The sequence below is a fragment of the Sphingobacterium sp. 1.A.4 genome (genome assembly GCF_002734245.1).
Taxonomy (GTDB): Bacteria; Bacteroidota; Bacteroidia; order Sphingobacteriales; family Sphingobacteriaceae; genus Sphingobacterium; species Sphingobacterium tenebrionis.
The window spans coordinates 98,780-111,760 of sequence record NZ_PEAZ01000118.1 but is presented as its reverse complement, the minus strand read 5'-3'; the positions used below and the strand labels follow the sequence as shown (position 1 = coordinate 111,760).

At 37.3% G+C, this 12,981-nt stretch carries 19 protein-coding genes and 1 tRNA gene; 15 read left to right on the top strand and 5 right to left on the bottom strand.

The genetic code is table 11. The features are described 5' to 3' along the window. Positions 1 to 262 (top strand): transposase (locus CRJ00_RS18045; RefSeq protein WP_144038071.1); only part of this gene is annotated, 262 nt, incomplete at its 5' end. Between the two features lie 104 nt (positions 263 to 366). Here the strand turns inward: CRJ00_RS18045 and CRJ00_RS18040 are convergent. After that, positions 367 to 439: transfer RNA gene (locus CRJ00_RS18040), tRNA-Lys, on the bottom strand. 129 nt (positions 440 to 568) lie between these two features. Further along, positions 569 to 1,471, bottom strand: coding sequence for a peptide chain release factor N(5)-glutamine methyltransferase (prmC, locus tag CRJ00_RS18035; RefSeq protein ID WP_099368120.1), 903 nt, complete (start codon positions 1,469 to 1,471; stop codon positions 569 to 571). Between the two features lie 89 nt (positions 1,472 to 1,560). Between prmC and ribD the strand changes: the two genes are divergently transcribed. Both ribD and CRJ00_RS18025 read left to right on the top strand, forming a co-directional pair. Further along, positions 1,561 to 2,610: a bifunctional diaminohydroxyphosphoribosylaminopyrimidine deaminase/5-amino-6-(5-phosphoribosylamino)uracil reductase RibD gene (ribD, locus tag CRJ00_RS18030; RefSeq protein ID WP_099368124.1), complete on the top strand. Its 1,050-nt coding sequence runs from the start codon at positions 1,561 to 1,563 to the stop codon at positions 2,608 to 2,610. Positions 2,611 to 2,654: 44 nt separating this feature from the next. After that, positions 2,655 to 3,950, top strand: coding sequence for a DUF2851 family protein (locus CRJ00_RS18025; RefSeq protein WP_099368119.1), 1,296 nt, complete (start codon positions 2,655 to 2,657; stop codon positions 3,948 to 3,950). Between the two features lie 29 nt (positions 3,951 to 3,979). Here CRJ00_RS18025 and CRJ00_RS18020 read toward each other — a convergent pair whose 3' ends face one another. After that, the gene (locus tag CRJ00_RS18020; RefSeq protein ID WP_099368118.1) at positions 3,980 to 4,630 is read right to left on the bottom strand and encodes an ankyrin repeat domain-containing protein; all 651 of its coding nucleotides are present in this window, start codon (positions 4,628 to 4,630) and stop codon (positions 3,980 to 3,982) included. Positions 4,631 to 5,074: 444 nt separating this feature from the next. Here CRJ00_RS18020 and CRJ00_RS18015 point away from each other — a divergent pair, with 444 nt between their 5' ends. After that, positions 5,075 to 6,373 carry a tyrosine-type recombinase/integrase gene (locus tag CRJ00_RS18015; protein ID WP_099368117.1) on the top strand — a complete coding sequence of 433 codons (1,299 nt, stop codon included), beginning with the start codon at positions 5,075 to 5,077 and terminating at the stop codon, positions 6,371 to 6,373. Here CRJ00_RS18015 and CRJ00_RS18010 read toward each other — a convergent pair. Both CRJ00_RS18010 and CRJ00_RS18005 read right to left on the bottom strand, forming a co-directional pair. Next, positions 6,368 to 6,721, bottom strand: a complete 354-nt coding sequence (locus tag CRJ00_RS18010) for a helix-turn-helix domain-containing protein (RefSeq protein ID WP_099368116.1) — start codon at positions 6,719 to 6,721, stop codon at positions 6,368 to 6,370. The genes CRJ00_RS18015 and CRJ00_RS18010 overlap by 6 nt on opposite strands. 4 nt (positions 6,722 to 6,725) lie before the next feature. Further along, the gene (locus tag CRJ00_RS18005; protein ID WP_099368115.1) at positions 6,726 to 7,523 is read right to left on the bottom strand and encodes a LexA family transcriptional regulator; all 798 of its coding nucleotides are present in this window, start codon (positions 7,521 to 7,523) and stop codon (positions 6,726 to 6,728) included. Between the two features lie 391 nt (positions 7,524 to 7,914). Between CRJ00_RS18005 and CRJ00_RS18000 the strand changes: the two genes are divergently transcribed. The 11 genes from CRJ00_RS18000 (at position 7,915) to CRJ00_RS17950 (ending at position 12,980) form a co-directional block, all read left to right on the top strand. After that, on the top strand, positions 7,915 to 8,292 hold the full coding sequence (locus CRJ00_RS18000) for a hypothetical protein (protein ID WP_144038202.1): 378 nt from the start codon (positions 7,915 to 7,917) through the stop codon (positions 8,290 to 8,292). Between the two features lie 160 nt (positions 8,293 to 8,452). Next, positions 8,453 to 8,617 (top strand): hypothetical protein, encoded by a 165-nt coding sequence (locus tag CRJ00_RS18915; protein WP_180268537.1) that lies wholly within the window; start codon positions 8,453 to 8,455, stop codon positions 8,615 to 8,617. Further along, a complete protein-coding gene (locus CRJ00_RS17990) occupies positions 8,607 to 8,846 on the top strand; it encodes a hypothetical protein (protein WP_099368112.1) in 240 nt (79 codons plus the stop codon). Before CRJ00_RS18915 ends, CRJ00_RS17990 begins: the two co-directional genes overlap by 11 nt. Next, complete coding sequence (locus tag CRJ00_RS17985; protein ID WP_099368111.1) at positions 8,830 to 9,477, top strand: ERF family protein; 648 nt, start codon at positions 8,830 to 8,832, stop codon at positions 9,475 to 9,477. Before CRJ00_RS17990 ends, CRJ00_RS17985 begins: the two co-directional genes overlap by 17 nt. Before the next feature lie 84 nt (positions 9,478 to 9,561). After that, positions 9,562 to 10,395, top strand: coding sequence for a hypothetical protein (locus CRJ00_RS17980; protein WP_099368110.1), 834 nt, complete (start codon positions 9,562 to 9,564; stop codon positions 10,393 to 10,395). After that, positions 10,392 to 10,889 (top strand): siphovirus Gp157 family protein, encoded by a 498-nt coding sequence (locus CRJ00_RS17975; RefSeq protein WP_099368109.1) that lies wholly within the window; start codon positions 10,392 to 10,394, stop codon positions 10,887 to 10,889. Before CRJ00_RS17980 ends, CRJ00_RS17975 begins: the two co-directional genes overlap by 4 nt. A gap of 17 nt (positions 10,890 to 10,906) precedes the next feature. Then, positions 10,907 to 11,095, top strand: coding sequence for a hypothetical protein (locus CRJ00_RS17970; protein ID WP_099368108.1), 189 nt, complete (start codon positions 10,907 to 10,909; stop codon positions 11,093 to 11,095). Then, a complete protein-coding gene (locus tag CRJ00_RS17965; RefSeq protein WP_099368107.1) occupies positions 11,092 to 11,541 on the top strand; it encodes a hypothetical protein in 450 nt (149 codons plus the stop codon). Before CRJ00_RS17970 ends, CRJ00_RS17965 begins: the two co-directional genes overlap by 4 nt. Before the next feature lie 35 nt (positions 11,542 to 11,576). Then, entirely contained in the window at positions 11,577 to 11,852 is a 276-nt protein-coding gene (locus CRJ00_RS17960) for a helix-turn-helix domain-containing protein (RefSeq protein WP_099368106.1), read from the top strand. A 7-nt stretch (positions 11,853 to 11,859) separates the two neighbouring features. Next, positions 11,860 to 12,252 (top strand): single-stranded DNA-binding protein, encoded by a 393-nt coding sequence (locus tag CRJ00_RS17955; protein ID WP_099368105.1) that lies wholly within the window; start codon positions 11,860 to 11,862, stop codon positions 12,250 to 12,252. An 11-nt stretch (positions 12,253 to 12,263) separates the two neighbouring features. Continuing rightward, positions 12,264 to 12,980, top strand: coding sequence for a DUF6291 domain-containing protein (locus tag CRJ00_RS17950; RefSeq protein ID WP_099368104.1), 717 nt, complete (start codon positions 12,264 to 12,266; stop codon positions 12,978 to 12,980). Position 12,981 lies beyond the last annotated feature (1 nt).

Genomic DNA, 12,981 nt, shown 5'->3' with positions numbered 1-12,981 from the left:
CAAATGCAGGGACAAAAAGATAGCTTTTACAAAGCTAGGTCTGTGGCACAATCAGGTTGAGAATGCGGGCATTGCTTCCTTTGAGAGCGTGGCAAGATCCATTGCAGCACATCACCAATATATACTACACTACTTCGATAACAGAAGCACCAATGCCTCGGCAGAATCTTTCAATGCAAAACTCAAAGCTTTTAGGAGTGTCTTTCGTGGCGTAAGGGACACAACATTCTTCCTGTACAGAGTGATGAAATTATATGCTTAAAAATCTTTACCCCCCAAACTTTCGGTATGATCCGTGACTATTAGCAATTAAATAGGAAAGACGATAAACAAAAAAAAGCAACCCTTTTGGAGTTGCTTTTTTTGTGATCCCGCTGGGACTCGAACCCAGGACCCATACATTAAAAGTGTATTGCTCTACCAGCTGAGCTACGGAATCGGAATTCTTTATTTCAAGAACTACTTCGTTGTTTGAAGTGATGCAAAGGTAGAAAAAAGGTTGATATGTGCCAAATCTTTTATGCTAATTTTTGTGTTCAACCAAATAACTTACTGTTTTTCAGTTTGATTATTTTTTCGCTTTAATCATACGTGGAACCCCATTCAGGTCATTTATTATTCGAACTTCCGAAAATCCTTTTTTAAAAATCATATCCTGCGTTTCCTTCGCTAAATACTGGTTGATTTCAAAATATAAAACCCCATCCGCTTTTAGATGCTTCTTGGCAAATGAGGATATATGATCATAAAATAGGAGAGGTGCATCATCCTCCACAAACAAGGCCGAATGTGGTTCAAACTGTAATACATTGTCATGCATTTCCTTTTTTTCATCCTGCGTAATATAGGGTGGATTACTTACAATGATATCAAATTCCTCATCCTGGAAAACAACCTCCCATTCCAGGATATCCAGGCATCTGAAATTGATGTCGACCCCATTCTTTACCGCATTTTCTTTTGCCACTGCGATCGCTTCAGGAGAAAGTTCGACGGCCATGGTCTGCGCATGAGAAAGGTTTTTCTGCAAAGCGATCGCAATACAACCCGATCCTGTGCCGATATCAATGATTTGAAGATTGACCGACTCGTCAGCTGGAATCTTCTTTATACCTGATTGTAAATCTTTAGCAATGAATTGGAAATCCTTAACTATCAGATCCACTAATTCCTCTGTCTCCGGTCTTGGAATCAAGGTATCTTCTGTAACCAAGAACTCCATCCCATAAAAGGGAGCTTTTCCCAAAATATGTTGAACAGGTTTTGCTGATTTCAACTGGGAAAGAACCTGCTGTAAAGAATGAAGCTGTTGTGCATCTAGCACCATATCCTTCTCCAGCAAAAACTTAGCTTTCGAAATTCCCAATCGATCCAATAAAACAATTTGGAAGATGGATTTGATTTCATCTTGCTCATATAGACTGCTCAGCTCTTGCAGGAACTGTTGTTGGATGCTTCCTAAGGTTTCCATGCTGCAAACCTACAAAAAATGCTTCATTGTTAATTTTATTGGATTTAATTGATAGTTTTGCTGTGTTAGCAAAATTGAAAAGGGGAAACATGAACAGGGAAGTATTATTCATGCAGCGATGTCTTGATCTGGCGGTAATGGGAGCCGGTAAAACCAGTCCCAACCCGATGGTCGGTGCTGTAATTGTACATGATGGGAAAATCATTGGCGAGGGATATACTTCACCCTATGGTGGCCCACATGCCGAAGTCAATGCGATCCAAGATGCCATGCTTAAGTTTCCTGAATCAGCAGAGAAGCTATTTCAAGAAAGTACCATCTATGTTTCTTTAGAACCCTGTGCGCATTTTGGTAAAACACCTCCATGTGCCGATCTCATCGTCTCCAAAAAGTTCAAAAAAGCTGTTATTGCCTGTCAGGATCCATTTGCAAAAGTAAATGGTTTGGGGATCCAAAAGCTGAAGGAGGCAGGGATCGAAGTAGTGATAGGTGTTTTAGAAAAAGAAGCGAAATGGGTGAACCGACGCTTTTTTACCCGACTAAAAGATTTTAGACCTTATATCATCCTAAAATGGGCAGAGACCAACGATGGTTATTTTGCACCAGCGGATGGTTCCCAAAAGTGGATCAGCAATGCGGCCAGTAAACAATTGGTGCATCAATGGCGAACCCAAGAAGATGCGATATTAGTTGGAAAAGGAACTGCGCTCGCCGACAATCCCTCCATTACTGCCAGAGAATGGTCCGGTAGAAATCCAAAACGCGTTTTGATCGATAAGCGTTTGGAAATCAGCAGAGCGGCTAATCTTTATTCCACGGAAGCCGATACCATCGTTTTCAATGCCGAACAAACCGATTGGCAAGGAAACATCAAATTGATTGCATTCGAAAATTTCGACCTATATCTTCCCCAGCAGGTCTTATATCAATTATATCTGATGGATATACAATCCTTGATTGTAGAGGGTGGCAAGAAAACCTTAGAACAATTTATCCAGGCTGGCTTATGGGATGAAGCGCGCATTTTTAAATCTTCCGAAAACTGGGGAGCAGGCATGGAAGCGCCGAAGATCAACGGCAGTATAAAAGAAAAATTAAAGGTAGGATCTGATACCTTGGAAATCCTTATAAAACCTTAATAATCAACTAATAATTTCTTATTACCTTATTTTTAGTTTTAGGGATGCGAATCCCCGAAGAGCTATTGCATTTTATCTGGCGTTTCCGGCTATTCAAGCCATTAATGATGAAAACCACTTGTGGAAAGCAGGTTCAGGTTATTAAACCAGGTCAATTCAACGAACACGCAGGTCCTGATTTCCTTTTTGCCGAATTAAAGATTGCTGGTCAGCAATGGTTTGGACATATTGAACTTCATGTGGATGCGAAAGATTGGATGGTGCATCGTCATCATCAGGACGAAGCCTATAATGCTGTTATTCTGCATGTCATCTGGGAAGGGGAGATGGCCTGTTATCTTTCGGATGGAACTTGGATCCCCAACCTCAACCTTCAGCAGTTAGTGGATGAAGAAGTCTTGGAAAAAGCCTTGGATCTGCTTCATAATGGGCATTGGTTGTCTTGTGCCTATCGAATGAAAAAGATCCCCATGCATATCAAGCTCCAAACTGTTCAGCGGGCTGCGGTTGAACGTTTGGAAGGGAGGTATCAACAGATCATGCTTCAAAATAAACGTTTTAAAGGCGATTGGGAAAGGATAACCTTGAGCATGCTGGCTGGATCGTTTGGATTTAAGGTAAATAAACAAGCTTTTCTGGATTGGGCGGAACTGATCAACCTGAAATTGCTCGCCAAGTTCGCCGATAAGCCAAAAAGCATCCAAGCGATGTTCTTTGGTCAGGCGGGTTTTTTAACAGCCTATAAAGGGAAGGAAAGCTATCCGACACAATTGCAGAAAGAATATGAGTATATAAAACAGGGATTCGGTTTAGCGGAAATGTCAGTTTATCAGTGGAAATTCCTCCGGATGAGACCGGCAAATTTCCCTACTATCAGATTAGCGCAGTTGGCGGGCCTCTACCACATTCGAACCAACTGGTTTTCAAAAATAGTTTCCAGCCATTATGTGGAAGACATCAAACAGGAACTCAGAAACACAACGATAAATAAATATTGGCGAACACATTATCACTTTGAAAAAACTACGGAGGACCATAGCAATGAATTTTCAGAAACTTTTACGGATCTTTTGGTCATCAATTGTTTTGCGCCCTTGTTATTTGCCTATGGAAAACATATTCGAAAGACAGGTCATATGGATCTGGCCATGGAATGGTTGGAAAGTATAGGAGCAGAAGAAAATGTTGTGACGCGGAAATACAGAAAGTCCGGTTTGCCTTCCTTCAGTGCCATGGAAAGTCAAGGTCTACTTCATCTCCAAACCCATTACTGTGATCTAAAAAAATGCCTTAATTGCCCAATAGGGGCATATATTCTCCAGCAGCCTATCGACGTTTAAGCTTTTATTCTCCAGCAACCTATCGATGTTTAGGCTTTCAGGATTTCCGCAATTTCGTGAAATCCCTTTTCGGCAGCTAGATCCGATGCGGTCTTACCTTGGTCGTTCTGAATCTGGATATGTGCTCCATTTTCCAAAAGGATGATGATCAGGTCGATGTTTCCTTGCTGGGCAGCGATGTGCAATGGTGATATCCTGGAATTCTGTACCACATTGACTTCCGCACCTGCTTCGATCAGCATTTTTGCAATGTTGTCGTGCTGATTCAATAAGGCAGCATGTATAGGGTAGCTCTGAAATCCGTTCTGGGAGTAGGCATTCGGATTGGCGTGGTTTCTAAGCAGGATCCTCACAATATCCTCTTTTCCAAAATGGGCAGCTAGACCCAATGGATAGAACCCATGTGAAGATAGTTCGTTGATCACTTCCGGCTTTTGATCCAGCATCAGCTGTACCTGTTCTGTGAGTCCAGCAGCGCAAGCTTCATGGATCGTGATGCTAGTAATATATTTCAAAATGGTCTGAACGATCTGTGTTTTCTGATAATAACAGGCAAGCATCAAAGGCGAGATTTCATGCGAAGTTTGTTCTTTTACCAATTCCGGATTTCTACTCAACAATAAATCCAGATCCTGATGGTTTCCCGTTTCAATATATTCTTCCAAGACAGATAGACTCATACACTCTTACTTTTTATGTTACGAATTAAGCAAAAAAAACTTAAATTTATAATTCCTTAATAGGAATTCTTAAACAGCACGTTAAAATTGACGGGTTAAATTTTATGTCTTTATTACTAATTAATTTTAATGTTAACGAACATCATTTTATATTTGTAGCTATTTAGCTACAAAACCATAAATAAAACTATATTTTTTATTAAATTTTTAGACTTATAATTACTTTTGTAATGCCCTCCCCAAGGGCATGTTTTTCATAGGTAGATGTAGGGTCGAATATATTCTATTCGACCCTTTTTTATTTTTCAATTGATATTATATCAAAGTCTAATTATTGTAGTTAAATAAAAATAAATAAAGAATCATATTATATCTTAAATAATTTATTGTGATTTTGTGTGTGGTGTGTGTGGTAAATATTATATTTGAACACACAGAATAAGCATGAGTACGATACCTAAATTCTACATAGAAAAAAGGAAAGATAAGGATGGTAAGCCAATTCAAAAGGATTGTATGATCAGGATGTATGTTACTATACCGAATGGGAGGGTAGAGTATTCAACAGGAATAAAAGTTGATTCAAAGAATTTTGATAAGGAGTACCTTTCTAAAGGGAAAGAACCCATAAAAAATTCAGCAAGCGAATCAGACCATTATAATTCCCTGCTTTCATCTATGAAGTCTGAAGCTATTCGACTGTCGGAGATCATTCGGGTAAATGGAGAGGAAGTGAGCACAAAGGAATTCAAATCGAAGCTGGATCAGAAATTCAAACCAAAAAGAATGGATAATAATAGTCCATCAACTTTCATTGATTATCTGGAATTATGGATATCCCAACGGGAGTCAGGTAAGAAACTTAACAAAAATGGAAAGTCTTTCAAAAGGGCTACGATCCGGAAGGCAAAAACCCTACGTTCCTCACTATATAGATTCATCAAGCACTTAAAAAAAAGAGACCTGAAATTCGAGGAAATAAATGACGTATTCTACGAAAGATATAAGAAATTCAATTTTGATGTCGAAAAAAAATCAATCAGTACATTCAGTAATCTTGTCAAGGATATAAAGACGGTAATTAATGAAGCTATTGAAGATGGATTCATACAGGAACGGAGATACAGCCTGCGCAAATTCATATCTCCAACATATGAATCGGATTCGGTTGCTTTGACCTTAGATCAGTTGGAGTTGATCCACCAGGTGCATCTTGAAGATGAAAGCTTGGATAAGGCAAGGGACTTTTTCCTAATAGGGTGCTATACGGCATTGAGATATTCAGATCTTATGAACCTTACGGATGCAAAAGTTTCCAATGGTTACATTCGGGTGAAGCAAATCAAGACAGACGGTTTTGTTACCATACCGATTTCAAAGAGAGTTGAACCGATTTTTGAAAAATATCCAAACAAATTCCCAAAAATCGATTTTGGACTCCATGCATACAATACGAAGGTAAGGAAGGTCGCGAAACTTGCTGGTCTCGATAAATTTGTACAGATAAGAAGATCAAACGGAGGTCATGTTATCGTTGAAGAAAAAAGGTTGTTCGAATTAATATCCTCTCATACTGCAAGGCGAACATATGCCACTAATATGTTCAAACTGGGCTTGCCTACAAGTTTAATAATGGCTGTTACAGGTCATAAGACCGAATCATCATTCCTGCTATATATCAAAGCTACCAATGAAGATAAGGCAAGAATGATGATGGAAATGATGAAAAAACTGGATCTATGATTTTTCTGTGGTATAAATCATCTTTTCCAATTTTTCAAATCGATCTTCCAAGACTCTTACTTTTTCCTTCAATATCTTGTTCTCCAGTAGAACTTCCTTCAGATCCGTTGTGATAGTAGATTTTGCAATTTCATCTACCCTGGGTTTCCCAAATCCATGGAAGAACCAAATATAGTTTAACTTGTGCTTTTTGTACAGTTCTTTCACTATGTCTATCGGCACGACATAAGTGCCGCTCTCGTACCGTGAAACAACGTCCTGATTAATTCCAAGTTCCTCAGAAAGCTCTATTTGTGTAAGACCAATGATCTGCCTGAACTCCTTGAACCGTTTTGATTCCTGTGTCATTATATTAAAGTTTCATGTGTATATCAACTACATTGAATATCTGCTCAACATCATCCAACGATATTTCAATATCCGGATATCTGTCCTTATCTTCATTCAACGATCCCAGTATAACCTTTCCATGCTCAACATCATGTTTAGCAATCTGCTTGATCAAGATTCCTTCAGATCTGGTAACAAAAACGAAAAAATCCCATGTGTGGGTGTGTAATTTACTTCTCCAATAGATTCTATCTATATTCCTTGCTGTAACTATATCCCCATGGCCTAAACTTCCCCTCTTTCCGTTGTCCATGCTATCTCCGAATACCTCGAAAGAAAGATATTGACCTCTATGAAACTCAGTTACGGTAATGGTGTGTGAAGGCAGCTCTTCAATAAATTCCTGGTTATCATACCCCAATAGATAACCAGCTTTTGCTTTCTCCGTGATTAATTTGGTTTTCATTAAATATCTTCCTGGACTTATTTCATAAAATATGTTGTTCCCGTCTTCATCTTTGTAGATTACCTCGTCGGTGAACTGACCGATGTACTTTCCATTGGAATTGATAGCGGTATTGTTTTGGTTAATTGTTGTTTGGCTACGCTCCCTATCGCCTTTGTTATGCAATAACCAATCGATGCTTATGCCAGGAAGCGCATTCATCAATCGAGCGGTCATCTTTTCTCCAATTGGGTACACCCCTTTTTTCATCCTTGAGTAAACCTGCTCATGGATTCCAAGCAATGCGGAGAACTCTCTGTTCGTCAATCCCATTTCATTTCGGATCAGCTCGAAATTGTTGTTTTTGTACTCCATTAGTGTGTAAGGTGTTTGTTTAACTTTTTGTTTAATTATTGTTTAATCATCACTATGTTAAACATTTTTTAATTAACTATTTAACTTTTTACAACAATTAGGAAGCCAAATAGCAAAATGTCATCATAAAATGCATTTAATGTGCTAATATGGCAGTATAAGGTTAAACAAATATGACATAATGGATATAAAGTATAAAGTGTTGTTAAACAAAAAGTTAAACAAAAATAAAAAAATATTTGGTAGTTATGTTTAAGTTGTTTAACTTTGTTTAACTCGAATGTAAGGCAAGTATGAATAACAAACCCTGCCAATGAAGTGACAGGGTTTAACAAATAAAAGTTAATGATCGAAACCAATAACACGTATGACAAACTTAAATGATACAATTATGAAAAGCAAATCATTGGCACTAAAAACAGATAGCCATTTAGGTAACTTATTGGATAGGATTGAGATAAAAGAGGAGACCTTAAAGGTCAATGATTATGCCTATGTGGATTATGAGGTTGTTGGTGGTGGCGCTATATTCTTCTTTGCGCCATTTGATAAGTGGTTTGACGATTCCTGGAAAGAAAGCGAAATGAAAGAAATCTTTGTTGAATTTGAGGAACAGCGCCTGTACAGGGAAGAATATGATTATGTACGTGGGATAATTCTTGGGGAAAAATACAAAATGATAGACAACGGCCATGAGGCATTTAACTTGGATGAAGCCTTGGAAGATGCAGAGCTGAAGGCTATCGCAACAATATTGGGATTGGAATAAAATTGTAAATCCGAAGAACAGAAAAATAAAAGTGAACAATTAACAGAATCTTTAACATAAACTTTTAAAAATGAGAAATCAACAAATTTCAACGCTTGCACTCGTGCTTGCAGACCTATCCGATATTGGTCACGTTAGTTCTACCATGAGCTTTATAAACATGTCGGGACGTAATTATGTCAATGTAATGATCGATGGCAACAATTACACAATTGATGGGGACAAGGTACAGGTTTTTGCACCTGCGAAACTTATCAGTTTTAAGCGGTTCCTGAACGGTCTGATGGATATCACAAAAGACTTGGAGGTCAGAGATGTCAGTTAACGTTTCAAAGAGCTTGATCCCCTTGGACTGGGACAAGAACTCTATTCAAGGATACCTCGATTGGAGAAAGCATATAAGCGATGAACTCAAACGAATGTACTTTGAAGAGCACGGAATAAAACCAATTGTTCCTACAAAGTCGATTGAGGAACAGGTCAAGGATGCAAAATGGCAGGTATTAACTCTTTTAGAAGCAAAAAGAATTTTAAGAAATGGAAACTCAAATTAAAGGTATATATCCTAAACTACACAAAATTCAAAAGAAAATAAATGGTTTAGGAAAGGATAAGCAGGCATTTGGATATAAATATGTTACTGGCGATAAAGTTCTGGAACATGTTAAGCCAATGATGAATGAGTTGGGTTTATTGTTGAAGCAAGAAGTTTTGAGTATTGATAATTCAAGACAAGACTATAATACTAAAAATGGTGCTAAATCTGAGATACTTTCAAAAGTTGATATGCGATTTACATGGATCGATATTGAAACAGGAGAAAAGGACGAAAACCTATTTGGTGCAAATGGTCAAAATGATTGGGACAAAGGTGTGGGTAGTGCATTGACGTATGCTGAACGTTATTTCCTTCTTAAATTTTTTCACATTGCTACTGATGAAGATGATATTGACAATCCTGAAAGGAAACCTCAAGAGCAACCACAGGCTGAACAAAAAAGTCCAGTTCCTACAATTCCATTGATGCCTTCCAATGAAGTGCTATGGAATAAGGTCAAGGTATGGGCATTGGAAAAGGGAACTAAGCAAAGGATTGAGAAAATCAAGGAAAGCTACATTATCAGTGAAGCTGACTTTGAAAAAATCAAGAGCGAAATAGAGAAATCATCTAAAAAATCAGCATAGTGCCGTTGTTCTTAATTAAGTTATTAATTGTCGTGGTAGCATCGTTTTCTTACGGCTACTACGATTATAAAAGAAATCATAAAGATGGGAAGTAAATTAACAAAATTGGCAAACAGATTAGATGTGATTGAAAAGCATTTAGGATTGCAAAACGAAGAAGATAAGCCGGAAATAGTGATTGGGAAGTGGTATAAAGACCCATCCAGCAACTATCTTGTTCATGTCACCAAGGTTCTTGCCAAGCACAACTATGTTGAGGTTTACGGGTTTGATAGCAACGGTAATTGGCTTGATAAATGGGATACAGTGGTAAATCAACTATGCGTAGATGCCACTCCCCAAGAAGTAGAAAAAGCCTTGATTGAGGAAGCTAAGAGGAGGTATAATGTTGGCGATAGATTGAGTAAGATTCGTGACGACCACGCGGACGATAATAGGTTTTTTGAGCTAGATAGTTTTTCTCTTGAGAACAATTGCCTTTACTTTAACTCAAAAAAGTCGCCATTTTACTCATATTGCATCTTTCAATACGGTCAATGGGCTACCATCATCGAACAAGACAAATTCGCAGAACTTAAAGAAGCTCATAGGAATGGGGCGGTAATTGAATCAATGCCTAAAAAATGGATTGGTGATTGGACTATAGCTACTAATCCTATATGGGATGGTGATAATTACGAATACCGTATCAAACCCGAAGAAAAACCAAAGGTTGGGGATGTGGTCAAGGCTTGGAACGATGATGAGGGTCAATATTTCATTGGTATAGTTCACGAAATAACAAGTCACGGAGAATTCCAAGTTAAATTTCGAAAAGGCACTCATTTCAGTGGATACTATTTCTTCGCAAAAAACGCTAAAACGCTAAACAAACAAGAAGCAATTGACTTGCTATTCGGGAAGGAGGTTTCAAAATGACACAGTCGTTATTCCATATTTCCCAAGAGTACCTTCAATTAGCTAACATTTTGGAATCAAATGGGGGCGAGCTTACGCCCGAAATCGAAGAACAATTAAATGCCAATACAGAAGCATTGCAGGTCAAAGCATCAAATATAGCCTTCATGCTCAAAAAATGGAGTGTAGAGGAAGATAATATCTATAATGAAATAGAAAGGTTGAAGAATATGTTAAAGGTCAAAACAAATTCAAAAGAACGACTAAAATCTTATCTAAAAACCAACATGGAGCAAATGGACATATCAGAAATAAAATGCGACTTGATAACCGTAAGGCTTCAAAAATCAAAATCATCTGTTGAGATAGTCGAAAAGGCAATCATTCCTAAAAAGTTCCTCAACAAAAAAATAGATGTAGTACCGGATAAGGTTGCCATCAAGGAAGCTTTAGAAAGTGGAGAAAAGGTTAAAGGTGTAGTTTTAAAAGAAAGTAAAACATTAATAATTAAATAGAAAGGAGAGAAATTTAAATGAGTAAAGGATTAAGTAAGATTCCATTGGAGAGGGGATTAGTCCCCACGAAAACTTTGGTTCATGAATTGGGAGTAACAAAGGAAGCTATCTTCTATTATCGGGATAAGAATATTATACCTTTCATCCAGGTTGGAAAAAGATACTTCTATGATCTACAAAAAGTAAAAGAAGCATTAGGACAATGAGTTTGACATATTTTGGATCAGTTGAAAACGGAAGTCTTAAGATCAGGAATAGGAATTCATTGATTTTAGATCTTAAATCATTAGAGGGGAAAGATGTAGAAATAAAAATTAGCAGGAAAAAGAAAACAAGGAGCTTGAACCAGAATTCATACTATTGGGGATGTGTTATTCCAATCGTGAAGCAAGGCCTGATAGATAATGGTTTTGATAGGTCGATAATAAATAGTACTTCCGTTGTCCATGAATTTCTTAAATCAATGTTCTGTCCAAAAGTAGAAGTGGTTAATGAGGAGACAGGAGAGATTCTTACACTTCCCCCAACAACTACAAATGTTTCAACTGTACAGATGATGGAATATTTTGCAGACATTCAACAATGGGCATCCGAGAAGCTGCAGTTGATAATACCCAACCCAGGAGAAGAAATGATGATGAGCTTTGATTAGAAATATGCGATAATCACATATTAAACATATTTGTTATGAATGAAACAACCTTAGATAATTTAGTATTTGAGGTGGCCTTGCTTACCTCTGAAATTAGAGGTATTAGGAAAGATTTAGATGTTATTATATCAAAAAATGATACATCTAATATGATATCAGCAAACGAACTTTCAAAACGATTAGGATTATCCGTTGCAAAGGTCATGAGTATGGCAAAAGAGAAAACCATACCCCACAAAAAAGCAGGATCTCGTTACCTGTTCAATTATAACGAGGCGTTAAAATCATTGGAAGTTAAACAACGTAAATAAAATAATTATGAATGTAGTACACATTTTAGGACGGATCGGGAAGATAGATTCAAGATCATTTGAAAATGGGAATATGACAACCTTATCAGTTGCAACAGACGAGAGCTATAAAAAAGATGGGCAGAGGATAGAAAAAACAGAATGGCATAACATTGTATTCAATGGGAAACTTGCAGATGTTATTTCAAAATATTTTGATAAAGGAGACTTGATCCGTTTATCCGGGAAACTTAGAACGAGGAGTTGGGAAAAGGATGGACAGAAGCATTTTCAGACCGAAATCTTAGCTAATGACTTCGAGTTCCTTCCAAACGGGAAAAAATCGAATGATAAACAACCTGTAGTCAATAATTCATCAGATGATAATAATGATGATGATGATGATGATTTACCATTTTAATCCTGATTGTTATGGCAGAAGGAAAAAAGTCTTTTTTAGCTTATGCTGATTGGAAGGAAATGTTTGATGCCCTACCTGATGAATTTGCAGGAAAACTCATAAAACATATATTTTCATATGTAAATGATGAAAATCCATCTACTGATGATTTTGTGATTAATGCTCTATTTTCTCAAATTAAGACAACTTTAAAAAGAGATTTGGTTAAATGGGAAGATAAAAAAACACAACGTTCAGAAGCTGGAAAAGCATCAGCAGAAGCAAGAAGAATCAAAAAGGAACGGGAAGCAACGGAAATCAACGACCGTTCAAATTCGTTGAACGAACCATCAACAAAATCAACTGTTAATTGTAAATTGTTAGATGTTACTACTAACGTAGTAGATAAAGGCGACTACGGCAAAAAAGTTTTGGACGGTTCATATTCTGAAGATCCAGTCTACCAAAGCAAATTAACATCCAACATTGAAACATTGAAAACATTTGATGAATGGAAGAACACAACCGCAATGTCAAACGGAATTAAAACTAAAGAAATCCCGATATGGCTTGATAAGTTCTTAATTCATATCCAAACCCAAGGGAAGATTGATGTTTCCGTAAATGAGCTTAAAAAGCATTTTACGAGTTGGTTAAGGATTAGGTTAAAGGCAGGTGATAAATTACCATCGATAATGACTCCTGAAGAAAAACGAAATGCGAGGTCACAACGGTTTATGACAAATTAAT